At 48.3% G+C, this 22,348-nt stretch carries 22 protein-coding genes and 1 other annotated feature; of the genes, 4 read left to right on the top strand and 18 right to left on the bottom strand.

Going from position 1 to position 22,348, the window contains the following annotated elements; all coding sequences use genetic code 11:
• Positions 1–258 (bottom strand) — a binding site (T-box leader).
• A 175-nt stretch (positions 259–433) separates the two neighbouring features.
• Positions 434–820, top strand: coding sequence for a tautomerase family protein (locus tag ACIFQM_RS06910; protein ID WP_430040793.1), 387 nt, complete (start codon positions 434–436; stop codon positions 818–820).
• A gap of 83 nt (positions 821–903) precedes the next feature.
• On the opposite strand, the gene ACIFQM_RS06915 is transcribed toward ACIFQM_RS06910, so the two are convergent.
• The 15 genes from ACIFQM_RS06915 to spoVAC form a co-directional block, all read right to left on the bottom strand.
• Complete coding sequence (locus ACIFQM_RS06915; RefSeq protein WP_430040792.1) at positions 904–1,677, bottom strand: class I SAM-dependent DNA methyltransferase; 774 nt, start codon at positions 1,675–1,677, stop codon at positions 904–906.
• A 3-nt stretch (positions 1,678–1,680) separates the two neighbouring features.
• The gene (locus ACIFQM_RS06920) at positions 1,681–2,589 is read right to left on the bottom strand and encodes a CvfB family protein (RefSeq protein WP_430040791.1); all 909 of its coding nucleotides are present in this window, start codon (positions 2,587–2,589) and stop codon (positions 1,681–1,683) included.
• A complete protein-coding gene (gene rsfS / locus ACIFQM_RS06925) occupies positions 2,586–2,933 on the bottom strand; it encodes a ribosome silencing factor (protein WP_025682016.1) in 348 nt (115 codons plus the stop codon). The genes ACIFQM_RS06920 and rsfS overlap by 4 nt, the downstream gene beginning before the upstream one ends.
• Positions 2,930–3,526 (bottom strand): bis(5'-nucleosyl)-tetraphosphatase (symmetrical) YqeK, encoded by a 597-nt coding sequence (gene yqeK / locus ACIFQM_RS06930; protein ID WP_430040790.1) that lies wholly within the window; start codon positions 3,524–3,526, stop codon positions 2,930–2,932. The genes rsfS and yqeK overlap by 4 nt, the downstream gene beginning before the upstream one ends.
• Positions 3,510–4,100 (bottom strand): nicotinate-nucleotide adenylyltransferase, encoded by a 591-nt coding sequence (nadD, locus tag ACIFQM_RS06935; protein ID WP_430040789.1) that lies wholly within the window; start codon positions 4,098–4,100, stop codon positions 3,510–3,512. Before nadD ends, yqeK begins: the two co-directional genes overlap by 17 nt.
• Positions 4,101–4,118: 18 nt before the next feature.
• Positions 4,119–4,415, bottom strand: a complete 297-nt coding sequence (gene yhbY / locus ACIFQM_RS06940) for a ribosome assembly RNA-binding protein YhbY (RefSeq protein WP_430040788.1) — start codon at positions 4,413–4,415, stop codon at positions 4,119–4,121.
• Positions 4,416–4,483: 68 nt separating this feature from the next.
• On the bottom strand, positions 4,484–5,353 hold the full coding sequence (gene aroE, locus ACIFQM_RS06945; protein WP_430040787.1) for a shikimate dehydrogenase: 870 nt from the start codon (positions 5,351–5,353) through the stop codon (positions 4,484–4,486).
• Positions 5,354–5,458: 105 nt separating this feature from the next.
• Positions 5,459–6,586, bottom strand: a complete 1,128-nt coding sequence (yqeH, locus tag ACIFQM_RS06950) for a ribosome biogenesis GTPase YqeH (protein ID WP_044645130.1) — start codon at positions 6,584–6,586, stop codon at positions 5,459–5,461.
• The gene (locus ACIFQM_RS06955; RefSeq protein ID WP_044645131.1) at positions 6,579–7,109 is read right to left on the bottom strand and encodes a YqeG family HAD IIIA-type phosphatase; all 531 of its coding nucleotides are present in this window, start codon (positions 7,107–7,109) and stop codon (positions 6,579–6,581) included. Before ACIFQM_RS06955 ends, yqeH begins: the two co-directional genes overlap by 8 nt.
• A gap of 173 nt (positions 7,110–7,282) precedes the next feature.
• Entirely contained in the window at positions 7,283–9,475 is a 2,193-nt protein-coding gene (locus tag ACIFQM_RS06960; protein WP_430040786.1) for a transglutaminase TgpA family protein, read from the bottom strand.
• The gene (locus tag ACIFQM_RS06965) at positions 9,472–10,719 is read right to left on the bottom strand and encodes a DUF58 domain-containing protein (protein ID WP_430040785.1); all 1,248 of its coding nucleotides are present in this window, start codon (positions 10,717–10,719) and stop codon (positions 9,472–9,474) included. The genes ACIFQM_RS06960 and ACIFQM_RS06965 overlap by 4 nt, the downstream gene beginning before the upstream one ends.
• 3 nt (positions 10,720–10,722) lie before the next feature.
• A complete protein-coding gene (locus tag ACIFQM_RS06970; protein ID WP_430040784.1) occupies positions 10,723–11,682 on the bottom strand; it encodes an AAA family ATPase in 960 nt (319 codons plus the stop codon).
• A gap of 225 nt (positions 11,683–11,907) precedes the next feature.
• Complete coding sequence (gene spoVAE, locus ACIFQM_RS06975; protein WP_430040783.1) at positions 11,908–12,258, bottom strand: stage V sporulation protein AE; 351 nt, start codon at positions 12,256–12,258, stop codon at positions 11,908–11,910.
• Complete coding sequence (gene spoVAD / locus ACIFQM_RS06980; protein ID WP_430040782.1) at positions 12,255–13,277, bottom strand: stage V sporulation protein AD; 1,023 nt, start codon at positions 13,275–13,277, stop codon at positions 12,255–12,257. Before spoVAD ends, spoVAE begins: the two co-directional genes overlap by 4 nt.
• On the bottom strand, positions 13,274–13,780 hold the full coding sequence (gene spoVAC / locus ACIFQM_RS06985; protein WP_430040781.1) for a stage V sporulation protein AC: 507 nt from the start codon (positions 13,778–13,780) through the stop codon (positions 13,274–13,276). The genes spoVAD and spoVAC overlap by 4 nt, the downstream gene beginning before the upstream one ends.
• A 185-nt stretch (positions 13,781–13,965) precedes the next feature.
• Between spoVAC and ACIFQM_RS06990 the strand changes: the two genes are divergently transcribed.
• Positions 13,966–15,045: a M42 family metallopeptidase gene (locus tag ACIFQM_RS06990; protein ID WP_430040780.1), complete on the top strand. Its 1,080-nt coding sequence runs from the start codon at positions 13,966–13,968 to the stop codon at positions 15,043–15,045.
• A gap of 99 nt (positions 15,046–15,144) precedes the next feature.
• Here ACIFQM_RS06990 and ACIFQM_RS06995 read toward each other — a convergent pair whose 3' ends face one another.
• Complete coding sequence (locus tag ACIFQM_RS06995) at positions 15,145–15,861, bottom strand: metal-dependent hydrolase (RefSeq protein ID WP_430040779.1); 717 nt, start codon at positions 15,859–15,861, stop codon at positions 15,145–15,147.
• Positions 15,862–16,018: 157 nt separating this feature from the next.
• Positions 16,019–17,170 carry an iron-containing alcohol dehydrogenase gene (locus ACIFQM_RS07000; protein ID WP_430040778.1) on the bottom strand — a complete coding sequence of 384 codons (1,152 nt, stop codon included), beginning with the start codon at positions 17,168–17,170 and terminating at the stop codon, positions 16,019–16,021.
• Between the two features lie 280 nt (positions 17,171–17,450).
• Between ACIFQM_RS07000 and ACIFQM_RS07005 the strand changes: the two genes are divergently transcribed.
• Together ACIFQM_RS07005 and ACIFQM_RS07010 are read left to right on the top strand one after the other, a co-directional pair.
• The gene (locus ACIFQM_RS07005; RefSeq protein ID WP_430040777.1) at positions 17,451–18,164 is read left to right on the top strand and encodes an expansin EXLX1 family cellulose-binding protein; all 714 of its coding nucleotides are present in this window, start codon (positions 17,451–17,453) and stop codon (positions 18,162–18,164) included.
• 274 nt (positions 18,165–18,438) lie between these two features.
• Positions 18,439–20,700 carry an AraC family transcriptional regulator gene (locus ACIFQM_RS07010; protein WP_430040776.1) on the top strand — a complete coding sequence of 754 codons (2,262 nt, stop codon included), beginning with the start codon at positions 18,439–18,441 and terminating at the stop codon, positions 20,698–20,700.
• A gap of 93 nt (positions 20,701–20,793) precedes the next feature.
• Here the strand turns inward: ACIFQM_RS07010 and ACIFQM_RS07015 are convergent, their stop codons facing one another.
• A complete protein-coding gene (locus ACIFQM_RS07015) occupies positions 20,794–22,335 on the bottom strand; it encodes an extracellular solute-binding protein (RefSeq protein WP_430040775.1) in 1,542 nt (513 codons plus the stop codon).
• Positions 22,336–22,348: the final 13 nt, after the last annotated feature.

Consider the following 22,348-nt stretch of genomic DNA (forward strand, 5'->3'; position numbering starts at 1 on the left):
GCTAGGGACGAGAGGTTATATTCCCGTGGTACCACCCTAGTTAGCAGAAAGCGTTCTTCACCTTCTACTCCCTTTGCACCTGATAACGGAGGTGATCCGATGCGGGTTAATAACAGGGTTCAAGCACCTGTATAGGGCATTCCTGCGTTGGCCACATATCTCCGAGGCGAGTTCGCTTTGTACTGTCAACCGGCTTGCACCATCCGCCGGCTCTCTACATGTCCAGACAAAACTACTATTCCTCATCAGCGATTGTTTAACCGTTAATAATGCCACTATTATATTGAAAACCGCGAAAAAAGTCAAATAAGGACTACATCTGGTGCTAAACACCAACTTCATTCGTTTGCTCCATGACACACGGAGGCAAATGCTTTATAATTAGCTCCGAACCAGATTGAGATGAGTTGAGATGAGAAAGGTGAGATGAGACATGGCACAAATTAAAATTTACGGAATAAAAGAAGCCCTGAATCCGATCAAGGAGCAGCTTTCAGAGGTGATTCATTCCGCGGTGGTGGATGCGTTCCAATATCCCGCCGACAAAAGATTTCATCGTTTTTTTCCTATGAATCAGGAAGACTTCATATTTGCCCACGATCGCTCAGAGGCATACACCATTATTGAAATTAGTGTGTTTGAAGGCAGAACGACAGAGGCTAAAAAGCACCTCATCCAGCTGCTATTCCAAAGAATTAACGATTTAGGCATTGCCCCGCAGGATCTTGAAATTACTATATTTGAGACACCGAAACAGAATTGGGGCATTCGCGGTGTACCCGGTAATGAACTTCAACTGAACTATAAAGTAAACATATAATTTGAAGCTCTTATGAAAAAGACGCCCTTCATGTCAGCATGAAAAGCGTCTTTCTTTTTCCATATTCACTTGATGAAGGTTCATTATTTTACAGCAACATAAAATAATCTCGCCGCGTCATCTCCTGCTTCTATCCATTCAAAGTCCGCATATACCTTCACATCGCGAAAACCGGCTTTGGACAGTTCCGCCTTCATCCAGTCCGGATCATAGGCACGTTGCACATGAATTTCCTCGAACCGCTGGTATACATCACGCCCTTCATTTTCTGCTCTCGCAAAAATGCTGAGATGATGCTCAATTTCACAGCGTGGAGTGTCCAACGCACAAGTCCAGATATATGAAATGGAGCGCTCGTCCAGTACAAAGGGCTGCTCCTCATCATAACGCACGAACGTCTGTGGATGATGCACATCGAACAGAAAGGTACCGCCAGGCTTAAGGCCGGCATACGTTCTGCGAAAAGTAGCAGCAATGTCCTCTTCCTCCAGCAAATAATTCAGACAATCGCAAAAGGAAATGACAGAATCCACGGGCTCCGGTAAATTCCATTCCCGCATATCCTGCTCTATCCAGCGGATGCTCCCCTCACGGAACAAACGCTGTCCTTGCGTAGTCGTTTCCATTTTGCGACGGGCTACCGCCAGCATATCTGAAGACAAGTCGATACCAGCCACCTCGAAGCCCGAGTTAACCAGTGGAATCGTAATGGAGCCCGTTCCACAACCCAGCTCTGCCACCGTATGCGGCATACCATGCTGATCCCAAGCCTGCCGGACAAAACGAAGCCAGTCCGGGTACGGCATGTCCTGCATCAGCTCATCATACACATAGGCAAACTTCCGGTAAGAAGCCATTCTTTATTCCCCATTCCCATCCTTCGGTTCAGGCATTTTCTCCACCAGGTAGGTCCAGTTTTCTTTTTGTGTAACCATTCCTTCCTTCATCAGCTTGCCCATGGCACGCTTGAAGGCGGATTTACTGATACCAAACCGTTGCTTAATAATATCCGGCGGCGTTGCGTCGGAATAAGGCATACCGCCACCCGGGCGCTCCTTCAGAAAGGCAATGAGCCGATCCGCATCCTCATCACGGCCCACTTCCTTGCGCGGCGACATCGCCAAATTCACCCGACCATCTTCACGAACCAGCGTGACCCGTACCTTAACCTCTTCACCCAAGCGAAGCATCCGGTTACGTTCGGAGGAATGGATCATGCCAATCGCGCCAAAACCAAGCACGCCCCCGTCAACCAGAACAAATGTCCCCATCTGAAGCGGCTTGTACACCGTTGCCTGCACCCACGTATTGAGCCATGAATCAGGTGCATGGAAGGACAATGGAGCCAACTCCTGCTCACCCGCCAGCTTAGCACGTAGCCTGCCCTGCTTATCATGTTCCATGATAGCATAGACGTAGTCGCCCACCTGAGGGTGCAAATCCCGGTTCTCAGGCAACTCGCGAATCGGCAGCAGCAATTGACGACCCAATCCCATTTCCAAAAAACAACCCAAACGCGGATGCACATCCGCCACCTGAAGCTTTGCCAGTTCGCCCAGCGAGAGGAATGGCTTTTTCATGGTAGCGGCCAAACGGTCCTCTGTATCGTGAAAAATAAATACTTCCAGCCGTTCTCCAACCTCAACCTCACGTGTCAGCTCCGTATAATGCAACAGTACATCCTGATCGCCGACTGTGAGAAAGTAGCCGAATGGGGATACCTCACGATCTACCATAATCGTGACATAAGTACCAGCAATCAGATTCATACCTTCTCCACAACCTTAGCGTCCGACCAAAGTCTTTCAATGTTATAATATTCACGCTCGTCGCGATGGAATACATGCACTACGACATCTCCCAAGTCCATCAGAACCCAGCGACCGGAATCCATTCCTTCGATCCCTTTGATTGTTGTACCTTCATCATGAGCGCGTTTGCGAATTTCCGTCACAATCGCCTGTACCTGAGTATCCGAATTACCGTGGCAGATTACAAAATAATCTGCTACAAGAGATACGCCCCGCAAGTCAAGGGCTACAATATTCATGGCCTTCTTATCTTCAGCGGCCTCAACCGTAATTTGCATTAATTTCTCATTAGTTATGGTCATTCATGAACCTCCGATTTTCTCTGTTTTAGTTGTTGGATCAGATCATTTCGCGACAGTACCGTCAGCGGAAAAATAACCTTTTGCTTCTCCAGCAGCAGTGAAATCGTGGAATCAAATCCAGCGACAAGACCCTGCTCCAAACTTTTTTTCGCCTGTTTGCGGATATGATCTACCTCAGGGAAATCTCGTCCCGGCTCGATATAATCCGCGAGACACACGACTTTGTCCAGCAAACTCATGCCCACACGGCCTGAGGTATGCCAGCGAATGGCATTCCGTATTTCAGAGTCTTCCACCCCATAGTCTCTCGCTGCAACGCAATATCCTACCTCAGAATGCCACAGTTGCTTGTCATGCTGCAAAAGCCCTTGGTCACATTCGGGATGACTGCGAATCACTTCCTCCATCTGCTGAACGGACCAATATTTCGCTACATCATGCAAAATAGCCGCTAATTCGGCCTTATCCGGGTCCGCGCCATACCGCTTGGCAAGCTCCACGGAGGTATGCATGACACCCAGTGTGTGCTTCCAGCGTTTTTCAGGCATTTGACCGGATACAGCCTCCATCAATTGCTCACGGCTGTACTTCATACAAACCGCCCCTTGTAATGTAGTCATGCACACGATCAGGCACAAGATAGCGAATGGTGCGCCCTTCCGCAACACGTTCCCGAATATCCGTCGAAGAAATATCCACCACCGGCATATCCGCCAGCAGCACCTTGTTCTGCAAATAATGCGGTAGTTCATTCAGCGCAAGCTGGAAACCGGGACGCCGGACACCGATAAAACAAATCCGCTGTGCCAGCTCCTCAATCCCCTGCCAATGGGGTAAGTAATTCACCATATCTGCGCCGATAATAAAATAAAAATCTACAGCAGGATGCAGCTCCTGAAGCTCTGTGATCGTGTCAATAGTATAAGATACCCCACCTCGAAGCACCTCAATATCCAACACTCCAAAAGCAGGATGGCCTGCCACCGCTTCACTCGTCATCTCCAGCCGCTCTATGCCGCTCGCCCCCGCCTGGTGCTTGTGCGGAGGGATATGGGAAGGCATGAACCATACATGGTCCAGCGCATAGGCATCCCTTGCCGCTTCTCCAGCCAGCAGATGTCCAATATGAATCGGGTCAAATGTACCGCCCATAATACCGATTTTCATAGTCTTCTCCCCGCGTGTTTATCTTCTAGGCAGCTCGATTTGCTTGTTATCACGGGATTCCTTGTACAAAATAATCGTGCTCCCGATGAGCTGTACAAGCTCGGAACCTGTTTCCGTAGCCAGTTCTTCCGCAATTTCATGCTTGTCATCCAGACAGTTGTTCAAAATCTGCACCTTCATCAGCTCGCGCTTTTCAATCGCATCGTTAATGTGACGCATAAGATGCTCATTCGTACCGTTTTTCCCTACTTGAAAAACCGGGTCCAGATGATGCGCCATCGAGCGCAGATACCTTTTTTGTTTACCTGTTAACATGTATACTTAACTCCTTCATAACCACATATGCCATGCGGAAATTCCATAATTTTAGTGTGAAATCCGACTTACGACAGGCTTCTCAGCACAGCCGCTCTCATTTCATCTACAGCAGGGGCTACGCCCATAAAATACTCAAAAGCCACTGCTCCCTGATACACGAACATACCCAAGCCTCCGTGTACAGTGCAGCCGCGCTGTTCACGGCTTTCGCGCAAAAATCTCGTTTCCAGCGGGTTGTAGATCAAGTCACTCACAATGATTCCTGCTGGAATCAGACTCGTTTTCAGCGGAAGCTCATCGGATAGAGGAGACATTCCTACCGAGGTCGTATTGATCAGCACATCCACCGATGCAAGCACGCTCTCCGCTTCATCGTTAGAATAGCCCGTCACAGGGATTGCTTCCGTCGTCCACTCCAATGCCAGCTGCTCGGCCTTATCGCGTGTCCGATTCAGAATAATGACCGATTCCGGTTGTTCCTCCAGTAACGCATGAATCACACCTCTGGCTGCACCTCCGGCTCCGAGGACCGCAATTCTTGTGCCTTTCAGCTTGACCGAAGTCTCTTCTTTGAGGGAACGCACGTAACCGATCCCGTCCGTATTGTAACCCTTAAGACGTCCGTTGTCGTTCACAATCGTGTTGACAGCACCGATGAGTCTGGCTCCTTCATCAATCTCATCCAAATATTTCATAACTTCAACCTTATGGGGAATCGTCACATTGACTCCGCGGAAATGCAAAGCCCGAATCCCCTTCATGGCGTCCTCCAGCTGATCAGGCTTGACGTGAAGAGGAACAAAATCTCCCGCTATCCCCGCTGCCTTTAAAGCTACTTTATGCATGAGAGGCGATTTGGAGTGCTTGATCGGATCACCCAATACGCCCAATAATACAAGACCTTGTTCGGTCACTCCAGACTCCCCGCTGCTCATCGTCGTTCTCCCCCATGTTGCAAAATATTAGGCTGCACAAATACATGAACGGCGGCAGGAACCTGAATCTGTTCCTTGCCGCCCGATCACATGGTTCAACATTCGTTAAATCAACGAAGGCCGTAGAAGGACACGGATTCCCCGAGGAGCATGAACCGCTACCAAAGCCCCGTTTTCACTATTGACCCTGATCCATCCCAGACCGGAGATATAAATATCCGATTGAGATTTACGAGGAACGCGGAACTCATGTCTTGTCCATTCCGGCATATCTGCCAACTGATCACGTGTCGGCGGTGACAACAGTTCTCCGGCATGATCTTCGAACAGTTGATCCGCCCGCTCCAGCTTGGTGCGATGAATTTTAAGACCACCGTTGATGTAGCAGGTGAACGATTGATGTTGACCTTCTACAAAATCAAACCGAGCCATCCCACCGAAAAACAAGGTTTGTCCGGGGTCCAACTGATAAGCAGCTGGTTTCAGCGGCTTGTCCGGCATAATGGCGCTCAAATCCTGCCGGGACACGATTTCACTGAACCGCCAAGGGTACACAATACCCGGTGTATCAATAATATGCTTACCGTCGTCGAGCGGAATATTCACCATATCCAGCGTCGTTCCCGGGTAACGGGATGTTGTTAACTCCTGCTCCATATCGCTATGATCACGGATCAAGCGGTTAATGAGCGTGGATTTACCAACATTTGTTGCACCGACTACATACACATCCCGATTGCCGCGCAACTCGGACACCACATCCAGCAGACGATCAAAGCCTTGATTTTTTTTGGCCGAGCACAGAACGATATCAGCCGTGCGAAGTCCTTGCTCCTTAGCCTGTTTTTGTACCCAATTCAGGACCTTGTTCCAGTTCGTTACCTTAGGCAACAAATCCGTCTTGTTCACAGCCAGTACAACCGGATTAGAGCCTACAAAACGTTGTAAGCTGGAAATCAGACTACCTTCAAAGTCAAAAATATCCACAATGTGGATGACGAGCGCGTCCTTATCCCCAATCTGGCTAAGCAGTTTCAGGAACTCATCCTGATCCACGGCTACCGAAGACGTTTCATTATAGTTTTTAATCCGAAAACAGCGCTGGCAAATGACAGGCTCTCGTGTAAGCAGTTTTTCCAGAATATATCCCGGCAGCTCCGGGCTGGTGGTCTGCATCGTTATACCGCAGCCACTACATTTGACGGCAGTTCCGCCGTCAGGTCTTTCAGTCATTCTTCTTTTCCTCCTCAAGCCATAAGCCTTTCTTACGTAACCTTGTGAGCGCGATTCGCTCCAGCCGCCGATTAAAGCGGGTCATGATTCCTTCATCATGGATGGATATTGGCAGCACCAGCACCGTGTGCAATCCCAGTCGGTTGCCACCCAATACATCTGTCAACATTTGGTCCCCGACCATAATAGTCTCTTCCGGAGTAAGTCCCATCATACGGATGGCTCTGCGAAAAGACGAGTTGGAAGGCTTCCGTGCAGCATGTATAAATTCAATGTCCAAAGGCGTAGCGAACACGGATACACGTCCCATATTATTGTTGGACACGATGACAAGCTTAAAACCCGCCTGTTTGACCTTCTCAAACCAGGCCACCAGCTCGGGAGTCGCATTCGGCGCTTTTGCACCAACCAGCGTATTATCCAAATCCGTAATAATGCCGCGATATCCTTGAGCATACAAGCCTTCAAGATCAATATCAAAGACGGTATTCACCCGTAATTTGGGCATCAGCATTTCAAACAACGTCGGTCACCTCAGTTTCATACGACAAACTATACCATATTAATATGGGTTAGTAAAAAGCTATCCGCAACAAACGGACAGCTTTTTACAAAGCATATGAAGAAGATTATAAATCGGCAGCATTCGAGCCGAATAAAAATGGTTTAGCCCTTTCGTTCAGTTTGTCGTCTGGACTAACCCTTCTTATGCAACAGGGCCGCTTGCTGGCGGACCTTGCGCCAATCCTCGGCAGTTACCGAGGAAGGACTGTAGCGCGCTTGTTCAAACAGCTCCAGCAGCAGATGCAGAATTGAAGCGCGTTCCGGTGATTCAACTGACCATCTGCCGACCGATTCCCTCAGCGTCTCGTGGCTAGTACGTGCAAACCCCTTACTCCGCATGTACCGTAGCCAGCGCTCGGTTTCGACGATCACCTTTTCCTCCGGGGTCAATGGCTTTCCTTTACGCAGACGAAGCAGATAAAAATGAATATCTGCCCGATTACGCCATACGATATAAGCGCCCCACAGTACGATAACAGCCACTGCCGCCGCTATGATTACCGGATGAATCTTCGTGCCTTCCTCTGAATTGACCTGCGCTGTCTGCGCAGACTGTTCCGGCTCAGGCTGATCTTTCACTTCTGGAGTATCAGGCGTTTTCGAATCCTCCTGCTCCGTAAGCAACGGCATATCAAAGCCCGGTGTGGCTTCTACAGGAACCCAGCCGTATTCACCCAGATACACTTCGGCCCAGGAATGAGCATCCGCGTTGGTAACGGAATAGGAAGACATATTTTCGTTACCATCGCTGGTCGTAGCATCATCCGAAAATGTTTGCTGACCAGGTGCATATCCTTTGACCCACCGTGCCGGAACACCAACGGAGCGGGCCATCATAACCAGCGAAGTGGAATAATAATCGCAATAGCCTTCCCTAATCTCGAACAGAAAAGCATCCACAAAATCCTTGCTTCTTTTGCGGGAAAGATCCGGGTTGTTCGTATATGCATAATTTCGCTGTAAATATTGCTGTAGCAGTCCGACCTTTTCATAAGGCGTCTTGGCTGATGATGTTACATTTTGAGCCAAATCACGCACTCGCTTCGGCAGCTCATTCGGGATTTGCAAATAGACTGCCTGCTTGTTCTTTCCATACAGCTCATTAAACGTTTTCTTGCGCAGCTCTTTCTCCGGGATTACAGGTACATGCGACAACAGAGTATATGTTTTCGGATAGGCAGTTCTTCTGGAGGATGGACTCCAAAGCAGTTCTGCCTGTTCCGGTTTCCAACGCAATCCATCTGCCCGCGAGTCTCTGTCCACCGATTGAACACGATGTACCGAATACGCGCCGAACAAAACCGGATAGCTCTGATCATTTTGCATTGTAATGGTCTGAACGACCTGCTCGGTCGAATGCCGTGTTTCTTGTGTATTTTCCAGCTCTGCCGTCATTGGCACATCGTTCAGCGTTTGGTCATCGTTGTCTGCATCACTCCAGCCCGTACCGGAATACGTTCGCTTCGTCTCGCCTCGCCAGTAGCTTCGCTGGTTGGTCGTGATCGTCATCACCGGAGAATAATCAAAATTAAATCCCCCGCCCAACAGATTGTCCTGCCTACTATAGCCCGATGCCGTACTCATCCGCTGATTCATAGCCCCGGCTCCATTGTTAATACCAACGGTAGATGAGCTATTTCGCTGGGTCCATGCTGTATAAGGATCAGTTAAGGTCGGCTCTATCTCCGGCATATTCACGCCAGCCATAATAATCAAAGCAAAAATGACCGCAATATTGGCTGCAATTTTGTACGGGTAACGGCGAATGTGCTTCCAGCCTTGAGGATAGTGCTGCCGAAAAAACTGTAAATGCTGAGTCACCAGCCAACCCATACCCGCAAAGACCATCCATGCGACTTCTTCCCACAGCACGGTTGGTGTGAACGAGTCAAGTACTGCCAGCGCGGCAATATTAATACCCACAAAAACCAGAATGCGCTGCTTCGTCGTAACGATGAGTGGTAACATCTCAATAACAAGCCAAGCGATCAGTGAAAACCAGATATACGGAGACATATTCGATATAAATTGATCCAGACGGTTTGCAAAACCCCCGAAAGGAATAATAATCGAGTAGGACACGAGCGTCCGGTACAAAATAAAAAATAACGTCGCCGCTTTGACGATAAATTCAATCCAAGGCCGAAGCGGCAGCAAAATTTTCACCAGGGCCAGCATCGTAACCGTCGCCAATACAAGTGTTCTTGTCTCTTCAAGCCACAGCACTGAAGCAAAGGACACCCATTGCATGGCAATAATAATAATCCATAAAAATGTAAAAGCCGCAGCCCAGAAGCCCTTCAGAGATTGTAGCCAGTTCTTCATAGCGTCCCTCCCCCCATTACAGCTGGAAGCTCTTCAAGACTCGGAACATGATAACCCTGAATGCCTCTTGTACGAAGCATGCCCATCCATTCTTCTGCCTGTCCCTCACTTGAGCCTTCTCCGATATAGATGTGGCTCGGGGTCATCCCCCGTGTATCAGCCCAACGGAGAAGCTCCAACGCCTGATGATCCTTTAACGGACTAATCAGCACAAAATAGCAGCCTTGTGGAAATTGCCGAACACCGCTTTCTACAGCGGCCATAAGACTGCCTTGGGAGGTAGTGTGTATATCTACCAAATGATGCATCATTCGTTGCCGTTCCATCATCTGCTCACTGGGCTGAAAAACAGTACCTGTTTCCCCTGCCGTACAAAGACCTACTCCCATCCGCTCCCGTCCTCCATACTCCAGCAATGAAGCAATTGAGGATATGGCCAGTTCAAACTGATCGGCATTTACATAATGCTTCGTGTGTATGTCCAGTACAAGCATCGTTTTCGGAACCGTCTCATGCTCAAATTCCTTGGATTTCCAGCTGCCTGTACGTGCGGTCGCATTCCAATGGATACGTGAAAAACGGTCCCCATATACATAATCCCGCACTCCGTTAATTTGTGTCGTTTCGCGGCGTGTTCGAGTCTGGACGGTCTGTGGCCCGGACATCCGCGAGCGACGGTCATTTAACTGCCAATAGGGAATGAATACTGTGCGGGGCAGTACCCGAAATTCACCAGGTGCGTTTAACATGCCTTTATGCTCCAACAAGCCGAAGATATCCTCGCTCACACACTCCGTTTGTGCGAAATAATAGCTTCCCCGCTCCAACGCAGGAGTCTGGAAGGCAAGCTGTCCGCTTCCTTTCATGCTGGGGACAACACTGTCCTCAAATGACCAGGATTCGCCTGTATGACGCTTGAGCACCTCGCGAACAATAATATATGGCAGTGGAAGAAAGCCTGGAAGGCTCAAGCTCAGCTTTACATGCACCTGATCTCCCGCATGCAGTAGATCCCCGAACTCTGAGCCTTGCGAAAGCTGCCTGGAACCCCGAACACGGCGTACCCCGCTCAACCCGACAATCCATAAATAAATGCCTAACAACGTAACCATCGACAATAGCATCACTGACGTCTTTCCACCCTGAAACAACAGATATAGCAGACATACCACCCATATGGCCATCAGAAGCCAGATGCGGCCTGACAGCCGAAGGAGCCTGCGCTTCCTTTTGACTTTCTTCATTCCCTACGGACGCTCCATTCGCACGGGTACGTTCACCTGCCGAAGGACAGCCTGAAGGACAGACTGGGCGTTGGAGCTGTCAATTCGCGCCTCGGGACGAAGCAGTAAACGATGCGCCAGCACATAAGGTGCCAATATTTTCACATCATCAGGGAGAACGTAATCCCGATTTTCCAGAAAAGCGTACGCCTTGGTGGCCATCACAAAAGCAAGCGCCGCCCGCGGACTGGCTCCCAGCAGTACTGATGGGTGCTCTCTGGTCGCACGTACGATATCAAGTAAATAGGACGTAACTGCCTCGTCCATGTACATTTTTCTGATTTCCTGCTGGATTGCGGCTATCTGTTCCATATGCGCTACCGGCTCCAGTCGATCTGCCGGCTGCCCCTCCTGATGACGAAGCAGCATGTGCCGCTCAGTCTCCATATCAGGATAGCCGACACTGATTTTGAGCATAAAACGATCAAGCTGCGCTTCCGGCAGCATATAAGTCCCTTCAAAATCAATCGGATTTTGCGTAGCACACAGCATAAAAGGATGAGGCAGCATATGCGTTTCTCCATCCACGGTTACACTGCGCTCCTCCATCACTTCCAGCAAAGCCGATTGGGTTTTCGTCGTGGCCCGGTTAATTTCGTCTGCCAATAAAATATGGGTCATTACAGGACCTGGACGAAAATAAAAGCGCTCATCCCGTGGATGAAATATGGAAACCCCTGTAATATCACTGGGGAGAATATCAGGATTACATTGAACACGGCGGTAATCACCGCGCATGGATTTGGCAAGAGCCTTGATCATTTGCGTTTTTCCCGTACCCGGAACGTCCTCGATCAGAATGTGCCCACCCGCCAGCATAGTCGTTAGCAGTAATTTTATTTCAAAGGATTTACCTAATATGCATGATTCCAAATTAGCTCGGATTGCAGATACAATCTGCACAGATTCTTGACGCACGGGCATAGCCTGTAAACCTCCTAGATAGCAACATGTTTCCTATTATTGTACATGAAGGAGGGCATAGAGTACACTTGAGTCCTTGTCCAGATGTTCGAGCCAGTGCTACAGTTTGGCAACATTTTGTATGCAGGCACATAAAAAGCCCTCCGGTCATTCAGATCGGAAGGGCTGATTTTTTATGCTTGTTCAAATGTATGTTTTAATCTGTAATGTGTTGCTTTTATGTGGTTATCCTTTGGGGCGCACGACCAAGGCCGCCAAAAAGGAAAAAATAATCGCCGAGGAAATCCCTGCACTTGTCAGACTAAAAATCCCTGTAATGACACCAAGCCATCCATCCTTTTCCAGTTCGGTCAATGCGCCGTGTACCAGTGAGTTTCCAAAACTTGTAATTGGAATGGTCGCACCCGCGCCTGCAAATTTGATTAGCGGATCATATATGCCGACAGCATCCGCAATCGCACCTGCCACCACCAACGTGCTCATCGTATGTGCCGGGGTCATTTTAATGACATCCATCATCAACTGACCCACGACGCAAATGGCACCGCCGACTAAAAAAGCCCATAGATATATCATATTGATCCTCCCGCTTCCAAAGCTACTGCATGCGCAATACAAGGAATACTTTCCCCTTGTTGTGTCGACAAAGGAGACAACAAGGCCCCGGTCGCCACGACCAGTACCTTCTGAAGTTCTCCCTTTTCGAGCCGTTTTAACAAATGCCCGTAGGTTACAACAGCCGAGCATCCGGCACCACTGCCGCCTGCAATGACTTGCTTTTGCTTGTTCAGGTCGTAAATAAGTAAACCGCAATCGTTAAATTCCGTCTGACTCACATCAATATTTTGCTTTTTTAGCAGCTCCTTGGTAATCGGCAAGCCTACTGAGGCCAAATCCCCCGTTACAATGAGGTCATAATAGCCAGGGTCCCGGCCTGTATCCCGAAAATGGGACAACAAGGTATCTGCCGCCGCCGGAGCCATCGCCCCGCCCATGTTAAACGGGTCTTTAATGCCCATATCCGTGACACGTCCAATGGTAGCGCAATCCACCACCGTACCTGTTTTGGCATGTCCCACCACTACGGTGCCTGAGCCGGTGACAGTATACTGGGCCGTTGGCGGCTTCTGTGCTCCGTATTCCGTAGGATATCGGAACTGCTTTTCCACAGTACAGTTATGGCTGGTCGTACCCGCCATCACATAGTCGCCCGCCTCTGAATCCACAATAAGCGCAGCTAATGCCAGACTTTCCATCGACGTAGAGCAGGCCCCGAAAATACCCAAATAAGGAATCGCGAGCTTACGTGCCGAAAAGGAGCTACTGATAATCTGGTTCATCAAATCGCCACTGATAAAAAACTGTACTTCCTCTTTGTTCAAATTGGCATTGATTAACGCCAGCTCAGTAGAGTGCTCGAACAATCTGCGTTCCGCTTTTTCCCATGTTTTTTCGTTAATTTCGAGATTGTCATAAATGTAGTCAAAATCCGTGGACAACGGCCCCTCTCCTTCATCCGGGCCAACAACAGTTGCACTTCCAACGATACGCGGTCTGGATTCAAACTTCCAGGTTTGTCCTCCCTGTCTTCTCATAAATGGTTGCCCCCTACTCCAAGAAAGGCGTAGATGACGCCCACAACGAATGCGGCAACAACCCCGAATACGATAACCGACCCTGCCAGCTTGAACATATTTGCGCCTACACCGAGCACCAGCCCCTCAGAACGATGCTCCAGTGCAGCCGAACACATCGAGTTGGCAAAGCCTGTAATCGGTACAGCGGTTCCTGCTCCCGCCCATTGGGCAAACTTGTCGTACACCCCAAAGCAGGTCAATATGACTGCCAGCAGGATCATCATGGATGAGGTCGGCGGTGCCGCCTCCTTGGCCGAAATGTGCATCCCTGCCATGAAGGCTTCCTGAATGGCCTGACCAATCACACAGATGCCGCCTCCAACCAGAAAAGCCCGCACACAGTTGGCAAAAACCTTTCTGGAAGGTTCGTGCTTTTTGGACATACTTTGATAGTCCTTCTCATTTATGGACAGCGGCGGCGTATTGGTACGAAAACCGCTTTGCCCTGATTTAGCTGGCATCATTCACCACCCCTTGTTCGTAAGTTCCGCACTTGGCGGTTCGGATTTATTGTGTCCTTATCATTATTAGCTTTATGGGGAATTGTTATGTCAGGAAAATGATATCGTGGACATTCCGTACAAATCCATTCATACTGAATGGATGACGACCACTGGTTAATTAATAAGGAGTGAGGTATAACATCATGGAATCAAAAACATTAGAACTGTTTAAAACCTTAACGGAGTTTCCATCCATTCCCGGGCATGAGCGAGAGCTGCGGGCATGGGTTAAAGAACGGATATCCGGCTATACGGACGAAATCGTGCAAGATCGTTTAGGTAGCCTTTTCGGCGTGCTGCGCGGTGAAGAGAACGGCCCGCGTGTTATGGTCGCGGGCCATCTGGATGAAGTCGGATTTATCGTCAATGGCATTACGGAAAATGGTATGATCCGCTTTCAGCCCGTTGGAGGCTGGTGGAGTCAGGCCATCATGTCACAACGTCTTCAGGTGCTGACTCCGAATGGGCCGATTATGGGTGTCGTTGGCTCAGTATCGCCCCATTTGCTGGATGAATCACAACGTAGCAAGCCCATGGACATTAAGCATATGTATTTGGATATCGGCGTGGACAGCCGTCAGGAGGCGCAAGAGCTGGGTATCGTGCCGGGAACAGCCATTGCACCGATTTGTGATTTTACTCCACTGGCGAATCCGAAAAAAATCATGGCTAAAGCGTGGGATAACCGCTATGGTGTAGGCTTGGCTATTGAACTGCTTGAAGCGTTACATAAGGAAAAGGACAAACTGCCTAATACGCTGTATGCGGGAGCTACCGTTCAGGAGGAAGTAGGATTGCGCGGCGCACGCACGGCAGCCAACCTGATTCAACCGGACGTTTTCTTTGCACTGGATTGCAGTGCGGCCAACGATATGGGTGGTGATCCGAACGCTTACGGGCATTTGGGTAAAGGCGCGCTGCTGCGGGTATTTGATCCGGGTATGATTACACATCGCGGGATTGTGGAATACGTGCAGGATATGGCAGAAACGCACAAGATCAAGTATCAATATTTCATCTCCACAGGTGGGACCGATGCAGGTCAGGTCCATTTAAGCGGAATTGGAGTGCCCTCCACCGTCATTGGCATTTGCGGACGATACATCCACACTTCCTCGTCTATTATTCACACCGACGATTACGATGCAGCCAAAGAACTGATCATCAAGCTGGTACAAAACCTGGATCGTACGACACTGAATACGATTATTGAGAGAGCTTAAGGTATTCTCAGAAAAGTACAATCTATTAAAAACAGTCAAAACACGTTATACATGTTTTGACTGTTTTTTTGATTTAATAGAGCTACAACATAGAGCGCTTCATATCAAATGCTTATAGCGAAGTAAAGCGATAATAACAAGTGCAGCGGTCAAGGCAATGCAGATATTCTCTACCTGCGTCCCTTTGCGTGTTCCAGTACTCATCAGCCTAAATCGCAGCTTCCATTTGAACGGTGGCAAAGGTTTAATCCCGTTATTCGTCAAGGAATCTGCCAACAAATGCAGCAGATACGCCAAACCACCAGCCAGCCATATGCTGTCACCGTGCAGACGAGTTGTACCGCACAGCAACGCAGCCCATGCAACTGTTCCGTACACCGTATGCGTCAATCCCCGGTGTGGGACAAGCGTACAGATAATCAGCAGGCAGCCGGCAATGTAATTCCATGGCGCATATGCTTCCCCATACCAGGCTAAGCCAACCCCAATCAAAAAGATAATAACCTTTCGCATCGATCGTGAAGGCATAAAGGAAGCGCTGATCATCAGTAAAGCCAGAACAAGATTCCACGGCGGCGGAGCCAGACCGGTGAAAAATACCCACCCCGCAGCCCCAATCATCAGGAGCTGCACGAGTCTGAGCATTTTGGTAGGCAACGCACGACTCACGAGCATGGAGTTAGGCTCGTCAATATCCGGCAGCAGTGAACCGACTACAGCGGCAGCCACCGCAGCCGGAGTCACTTCATATCCGTTCAAGGCTAATACCGACAGGGAGACCCCGGTTCCAATAATCAAATGGGCTCTTCCCATCATGGTGCATAACATCCTTTCGTTGCAGCATACAACAAAGTTCGACATCACTCTATTTGAATCAGCATGATTCGATTGTATACGACAAACAAAAGGAGAACAATAGTTCGCTTATTCTATTAAGGGATATCGTCCAAAAGTCCCAGTTAAAAATCCTGCCTTAGAGTATTTTTTGGAACAGTGAGATCACTTCGTCTTTGGTTGGCTGAAACGGATTACCGGGCGCACACGCATCCTTCATCGCATTGTCGGCTAACAGATTCAGGTCCGGGTCCGTTACTCCCAACTCAGACAAGCGTTTCGGGATTCCGACCTCCTGTGCCAACCCTCGGATGGCATCCACGACAAATTCAGCACACTCCTCATCCGTTCGCCCTCTGACCGAGAATCCAATCGCTTGAGCGATAGGTCTGAATTTACGAGGAACATGCTTCGCATTGGCCTCCTGTACATAGGGCAGTAGCATCGCATTACACACCCCATGGGGAAGATCGTACACACCTCCAAGCTGATGAGCCATCGCATGCACATATCCCAACCCCGCATTGTTGAAAGCCATCCCTCCCAGAAAAACAGCATACACAAGCTTTTCCCGAGCCTCAATATTTTGACCGTTCTCCACAGCATCAGGCAAATAACGGAATATCAGCTCGACAGCAGCCAAGGCAGTGGCATCGGTGACCGGATAAGCTCCCGGGGTAACCAGCGCCTCAATCGCATGAGTAAGCGCATCCATACCTGTCGCAGCAGTTAATTCGGCTGGCTTACCCATCATTAATTCGGGGTCATTTACAGAGATGGAAGCGAGACTGTTTTTATCAACCATGACCATTTTGACCTTACGCTTCTCATCCGTAATGACATAGTTAATGGTGACCTCGCTGGAGGTACCCGCCGTTGTATTCACTGCCACAATAGGAACGGACGGTCGTTTGGATTTGTGAACGCCTTCATATTCTGAAATATGTCCTCCATTGGTGACAATGATGCCAATGGCTTTGGCCGCATCCTGAGGCGACCCGCCACCTACCGAGACGAGAACATCACATCCGTTATCCTGAAACACCTTGACTCCTTCGTGAACATTGTCACAGGTAGGGTTAGGTTGCACACCCTCATACACGATATATGGAATTCCATGTTGCTCCAAAACAGCAATAACCCGGTCGGTAATCCCATTTCGACGCAGCCATTTATCCGTCACGATAAGCGCTTTCATAAATCCTTTCTCTTGCAACATCGGTCCCAAATCTCTAAGACATCCAATCCCCATCAAATTCACTGGCGGTACATAAAAGATGTTCCTCCCCATACGTAAACCCCTCCTCTGTGTTAATCGTTCTCCAGTCATCTCTGCTCTCTGTTATCATGCATCTTCCTGATACTACCATCAGATCGAGCGGACATCTGCGATAAAAAGCACAGTTCAGCAATTACCATAAAAACACGCAATAAGGCCTAGAAGCATGTTGACAAAATTTTGAAATATTTTCTTTTTGCCTCAAAATCCTATTGTACTATTTGAAATATTATGTAATATAGTGTTTATATTTACTATATGAATCTATTAAAAGAACAAGGAGGAAATAATTATGCAAAAGAGTTCAGCAATTCGCAAATTCAAAACGGTTGGTCTGGCATCATTGCTAAGTCTTGTTTTGTTCGCTCTCCCCGCTTCCGCTGCTTGGAATGATACATACACGGGGTATGCCACTTATACCGGATCTGGCTACTCAGGAGGAGCACTGCTGCTTGATCCAATCGCTTCCGATGCAAAAATTACGGCTCTTAACCTCACACAACTGAATTATAACGGAATCAAAGCCGCATTGGCAGGAGCATATCTGGAAGTCCAAGGCCCCAAAGGGAAAACAACCGTCTATGTAACCGATCTTTATCCTGAAGGTCCAAGTGGTGCGCTTGACCTGTCCCCGAATGCTTTTAACCAAATTGGCAACCCAATTGACGGAAAAATCAATATCTCATGGAAAGTCGTCAAAGCTCCAGTTACTGGAAACGTCTCCTACCGCATTAAAGAAGGCAGCAGCCGGTGGTGGGCAGCTATTCAGGTACGCAATCATAAATATCCTGTCTTGAAGCTGGAAGTCCAACAGAACGGACAGTGGCTCAATCTCGAAAAACAGGACTACAACCACTTTCTAGGTACTAACTTAGGGAACCAGCCTCTTAAAATCCGGATTACAGACATTCGCGGTGTGGTGCTGAACGATAACCTCTCGGCTCTAGCAGAAAATGGAACGGGCGATGCCTATATTGTCAAAGGTAACGTGCAATTCCCTGACTGATTGTAGTATCTTCTCACAGCTTGAGTCCTGTCAGGCACAAATGGGCGCTTCCTACCCATGTGCTGTCCAATTCGTGACAGGCTTTATGTAATCCCAGGCTGGGAACCGGCGCAAGCGATTTTGCGTGTCGGGTTCCTGGCCTTTTTACGAAAAAGTCATTATTTTTCATAAAAAAATTAGTTTGTTCACTGTCCTGTTCACAAGAAGGCACGTATAATGAATACATATTAGGGTGTATTTTGGCTATATACACATAGACAGGAGGCCTGCCCACATGAGCAATTTCAAAAAGCATCACAGGCTTCACAGCAAATTGATGATCAGTATCACGTTATGTATTACGCTGACGTTGCTGATATCTACCACGGTGTATTATTTTTATTATATTCGGGTGGAGAAGGAGCAAGCATTCGAAGCCAATCATAGCAGTCTGGCACTGAGAAGCAGAGAGGTCATTAACATGACATCTATCTCCCAATCGTTGGCCTTCCAAATGTACCGTAGCAGCACCCTGTCCAAGTTGTTGTATTATCCTAAACCCAATGTATATGATGTAACCGCTGCCATGTCTGAGTTGAGCAATTATCTCAATTCTATGCCGTACATTGAATCCATCTATGTGTATAATCCGCAAAGCGCCAACTTCTACATTGCTTCCTCACGGGGGCAAAACGGGTTATATAGCAAAAGTGAACTGGTTGACACGGATATTATACGCGTACTGGATCATTATGAGGATTATAAGCCATTTACACCTATTCCACGCACCTATCCTTTGCTATCTGCGTCAGACTCCGTGGCCGGAGCAGATCAAGCCAGCACAGACATCGCCGCCTATACGTATTTATGCTACGACGCAATCAACTCGAACGAAGCGATGAATTCGGCTGTGATCGTCAATGTATCTGCGACTTGGATGAACAAGGAAATGGCGACGAATCCGGCATCAGGCGGAACGGCTTATATTTTGGACGATCAAGGCAGACTTTTATCCGGCGCGACACTGGCAGACGAACCATTGAATGAAAAAGAACAGCTATGGCTGCACACCCGAGTCAAAAAACAGGAAACAGGATATTTTGTAGAAGATTTTCACAGTAAAAGATCACTCATTTCTTATACCTCCCAGGACGGATTGGGTTGGCAGTATATTAGTGTCACTCCGTATGAAAGCGTTATCAAAATGGCGAGTGTGATCCGTAATGCGATGCTGTTCATTGCCGCCGTCATTGCATTGGCAGGGTTCGTGGCCTCCTGGCTGCTGTCCAGAATGCTGTATACCCCCATTGGGCAGATCGTTGTCCATATGAATTCACTCGAATCAGAGAAACGAAACAGCATGTATACGATCCGGCAAAACATTTTACAGAATATTATTCGGGGGGTTCAATTGCTTCCTGCCAGAGAGAAACCGGAGCGGTTGCTTGAACTTGGTATTAAATTCCATTTCGATAAAGACTATCGGCTGGTGCTGCTGCGTATAGATGAATATGCCCGGTGGCAAAGCGAACGCGGTCCTGACCTGCTGCCCTATAAGTTTGCCATGATGAATATTGCTTCTGAAATATGCGGGCAGACGTACCAGGTGGAAGCCGTGGATATCGACGAAGACAGCGTCCTCTTGCTGCTCAACATTCTTGATCCTGCGGAGCATACGGATACCGTGCTGCTGGAAACCTTATTGCGCCAAATACGTGAAGCTTGCTTTGAATACTTGAAGTTAAGTGTATCTCTGACCTATAGTGCCGTCGCAAGCCAGCCGGAACGGCTGCATTTGTTGTACCGTCAGGTACAGGAAGCGTCCATGCACCGATTTTTTCAAGGGCACGGCTGTATTATTGATGCGCAGAACACAATGGACTCAAATATTCAAAATGCCTACGTATATCCGTCGGATAAGGAGAAAAAATTGCTTGACACGCTGTTATCTGGTCATACGGAGGAAGCTCATGGCATGTTCAAGGACTTGCTGATGCATATGGAAAAATATTCGTTTTCCGTCGTGCAGGTGGCCATATCCCGGCTGATGATGAGTGTGAATCATGCCATTCAGCATATGAGTGAGCGTAATGGATTTGCTGCCGAATCTATACCTGAATTGCCATCCGCAGATCAGTTGGAGACAGTCAAGGAGCTTATCGAGCAATATCAATTGGTCTTTGATCATGTCCGCTCCAACCTATTGGAAAAACGAAACACGAAACAAGAGCGGCTAGTACGGCAAATGAATGAGCGAATAGAGCAAGCCTATGCTGATCCGAATTTTTGCCTCAACCAGATCGCTGGAGAGCTGGATATGTCACCGATCTATGTCAGCAGACTATACAAGCAACAAACCATGTCTACCATCGTAGATGTGATTCAACAGCTACGCATTCGCAAAGCCTGCGAGCTGCTGGAGCAAACCGACTGGTCGGTAGCTGACGTGGCAGAACAAACCGGATTTGCGAGCAGCTCTTATTTTCACCGCATGTTCAAGCGTAGTCTGGGTGTGACGCCCACAGATTTTCGTCGTTCTAAAGCTAATGCGCAGTAAGGTAGACTGACATTAAAAAAGCAAGCCTCCAACTTCCTGGAGACTTGCTTTTTCTTTTTATCCCAATTGTCTAAAATCTCTTTGCCTGCCCAATTACTTAATACCCTTGTCCTTCACGTAGGCTTCCCATTGCTTGGTATATTCCGTCTGGATTTTCTCCAGGCCAGCCTGGTTTGCCTTTTGCAAGAAGGTCTGTAGTCCTTGATCCATATTATCAATCAGTCCAGCTTGGAGCGGATACAGATATTGCTTCTCAACCTGCTCCAAAGCCGCTTTTTCGGCTTGATAGATCGTATAATCCTCTGCAAAGCCGGTAAACACGTCAGGCTTCTGGATTTTATCGAGCTCAGCAAAAATCTTCTTCACCCGGTCAAAGCCTGAATCAAACAGCATGTATTCCGGGTTACGCCAAGCCCAGCTATTCATACCTTCCCGTGAAAAGCCGTTCGTGCTGCTGGTACCTATCATTTGATAGTAACCGTCTTTGACTTCATAGTTTTTGCCTTCAATTCCGTATTGCGTGAGCAGGTTATAACGTTTGTCTGTGACAAGCTTTTCATAAAAGGCTAATGCGCGTGCAGGGTTAGGACTGCTTTTCGGAATCGCAAAGCCGTTATGAATCGGATGAACTGGAGTTGCAAACCCCGTTGTCAGCGGGAATGGATAGTAATCCAGCTTCCAGTCCGGGTGAGAAGCTTTGAGCTTAATGACCATGTCATTAAATCGGGTTGGATTGTCACCGAAAATACTCGCTGCTTTACCGGAAGTCACCTGATCCTGAAGCGTATCCTTTACATTCAGTACGTTTTTAGGAATAAATCCTTTGTCGGCCCAGCGTTTGTATATGCTCAGTTCTTCTTTTTGCTCATCTGAACCCCAATATTTATAAACCTCTGTTGGTTTATCATATTTAATACCGATGCCATAAGGCAAAGCCCCTATACTCTTGGTTACCAATTCGGAATAGCGGTCATGCAGGTTCCCTTTAATATCGCTGTTCAGAGAGACCGGTTTCATATTAGGCTCATGCTGACGGATACCATCCATATAAGCCTCATAGCTCTTTATATCCGTAGGTTTGGGCAGGTTGTACTTCTCGCGCAAATCCTCACGCCATACAAATCCATTGGTTACATACTCCTTGTATGTGCCAGGCACGGTGTAGATTTTGCCTCCAATTTTAACGCCATCCCACATCTCCTGAGGCACAAATTTTTGCAAGGCAGGTGCGGCCTTCGGCAGCAGATCATCAAGCGGCAGGAATGCACCTTTCTTGGCATACGCCTGATACTGCGTCCAATCTGCAGTGAAGATCAGGTCAATCGGCTGGCCTGAAGAGAGCAGCAGCTTATACTTCTGATCCCAGTCCGTCCACGTCGTATAGTTGAATTTGACGGTGGCATTCAAATCCTTCTCCGCCAATTTATTAATTTCTGCTTCAACGGCAGGCAGATCCTTAGGAGCATCACCCAGCATATAAAATTGCAGCTGTACCTTCTGGGATTTGTCATCCGTTCCATCTGATTTTTGTGCGCTGTTTCCGCCACCGCCTCCACACCCGGCTAATAGCGCCATGATGACCATAACTGCAATCAGGATGGACATGCGTTGCTTTCTTTTCTTTGTAAATGTCATGTGAATCCTCCTT

Source organism: Paenibacillus sp. NRS-1782, from assembly GCF_050467685.1.
GTDB classification, from domain to species: domain Bacteria; phylum Bacillota; class Bacilli; order Paenibacillales; family Paenibacillaceae; genus Paenibacillus; species Paenibacillus terrae_A.

Coding starts and splice junctions, on each gene's coding strand:
- aroE (WP_430040787.1), bottom strand. CDS start 5,353: ATGAGCAGCGGGGAGTCTGGAGTGACCGAACAAGGTCTTGTATTATTG.
- ACIFQM_RS06920 (WP_430040791.1), bottom strand. CDS start 2,589: ATGAATCTGATTGCTGGTACTTATGTCACGATTATGGTAGATCGTGAG.
- ACIFQM_RS07005 (WP_430040777.1), top strand. CDS start 17,451: ATGCAAAAGAGTTCAGCAATTCGCAAATTCAAAACGGTTGGTCTGGCA.
- yqeH (WP_044645130.1), bottom strand. CDS start 6,586: ATGACTGAAAGACCTGACGGCGGAACTGCCGTCAAATGTAGTGGCTGC.
- nadD (WP_430040789.1), bottom strand. CDS start 4,100: ATGAAAATCGGTATTATGGGCGGTACATTTGACCCGATTCATATTGGA.
- ACIFQM_RS07010 (WP_430040776.1), top strand. CDS start 18,439: ATGAGCAATTTCAAAAAGCATCACAGGCTTCACAGCAAATTGATGATC.
- yhbY (WP_430040788.1), bottom strand. CDS start 4,415: ATGTTAACAGGTAAACAAAAAAGGTATCTGCGCTCGATGGCGCATCAT.
- rsfS (WP_025682016.1), bottom strand. CDS start 2,933: ATGACCATAACTAATGAGAAATTAATGCAAATTACGGTTGAGGCCGCT.
- spoVAC (WP_430040781.1), bottom strand. CDS start 13,780: ATGCCAGCTAAATCAGGGCAAAGCGGTTTTCGTACCAATACGCCGCCG.
- ACIFQM_RS06915 (WP_430040792.1), bottom strand. CDS start 1,677: ATGGCTTCTTACCGGAAGTTTGCCTATGTGTATGATGAGCTGATGCAG.
- ACIFQM_RS07015 (WP_430040775.1), bottom strand. CDS start 22,335: ATGACATTTACAAAGAAAAGAAAGCAACGCATGTCCATCCTGATTGCA.
- spoVAD (WP_430040782.1), bottom strand. CDS start 13,277: ATGAGAAGACAGGGAGGACAAACCTGGAAGTTTGAATCCAGACCGCGT.
- ACIFQM_RS06965 (WP_430040785.1), bottom strand. CDS start 10,719: ATGAAGAAAGTCAAAAGGAAGCGCAGGCTCCTTCGGCTGTCAGGCCGC.
- yqeK (WP_430040790.1), bottom strand. CDS start 3,526: ATGAAGTACAGCCGTGAGCAATTGATGGAGGCTGTATCCGGTCAAATG.
- ACIFQM_RS06995 (WP_430040779.1), bottom strand. CDS start 15,861: ATGATGGGAAGAGCCCATTTGATTATTGGAACCGGGGTCTCCCTGTCG.
- ACIFQM_RS06970 (WP_430040784.1), bottom strand. CDS start 11,682: ATGCCCGTGCGTCAAGAATCTGTGCAGATTGTATCTGCAATCCGAGCT.
- ACIFQM_RS06990 (WP_430040780.1), top strand. CDS start 13,966: ATGGAATCAAAAACATTAGAACTGTTTAAAACCTTAACGGAGTTTCCA.
- spoVAE (WP_430040783.1), bottom strand. CDS start 12,258: ATGATATATCTATGGGCTTTTTTAGTCGGCGGTGCCATTTGCGTCGTG.
- ACIFQM_RS07000 (WP_430040778.1), bottom strand. CDS start 17,170: ATGGGGAGGAACATCTTTTATGTACCGCCAGTGAATTTGATGGGGATT.
- ACIFQM_RS06910 (WP_430040793.1), top strand. CDS start 434: ATGGCACAAATTAAAATTTACGGAATAAAAGAAGCCCTGAATCCGATC.
- ACIFQM_RS06960 (WP_430040786.1), bottom strand. CDS start 9,475: ATGAAGAACTGGCTACAATCTCTGAAGGGCTTCTGGGCTGCGGCTTTT.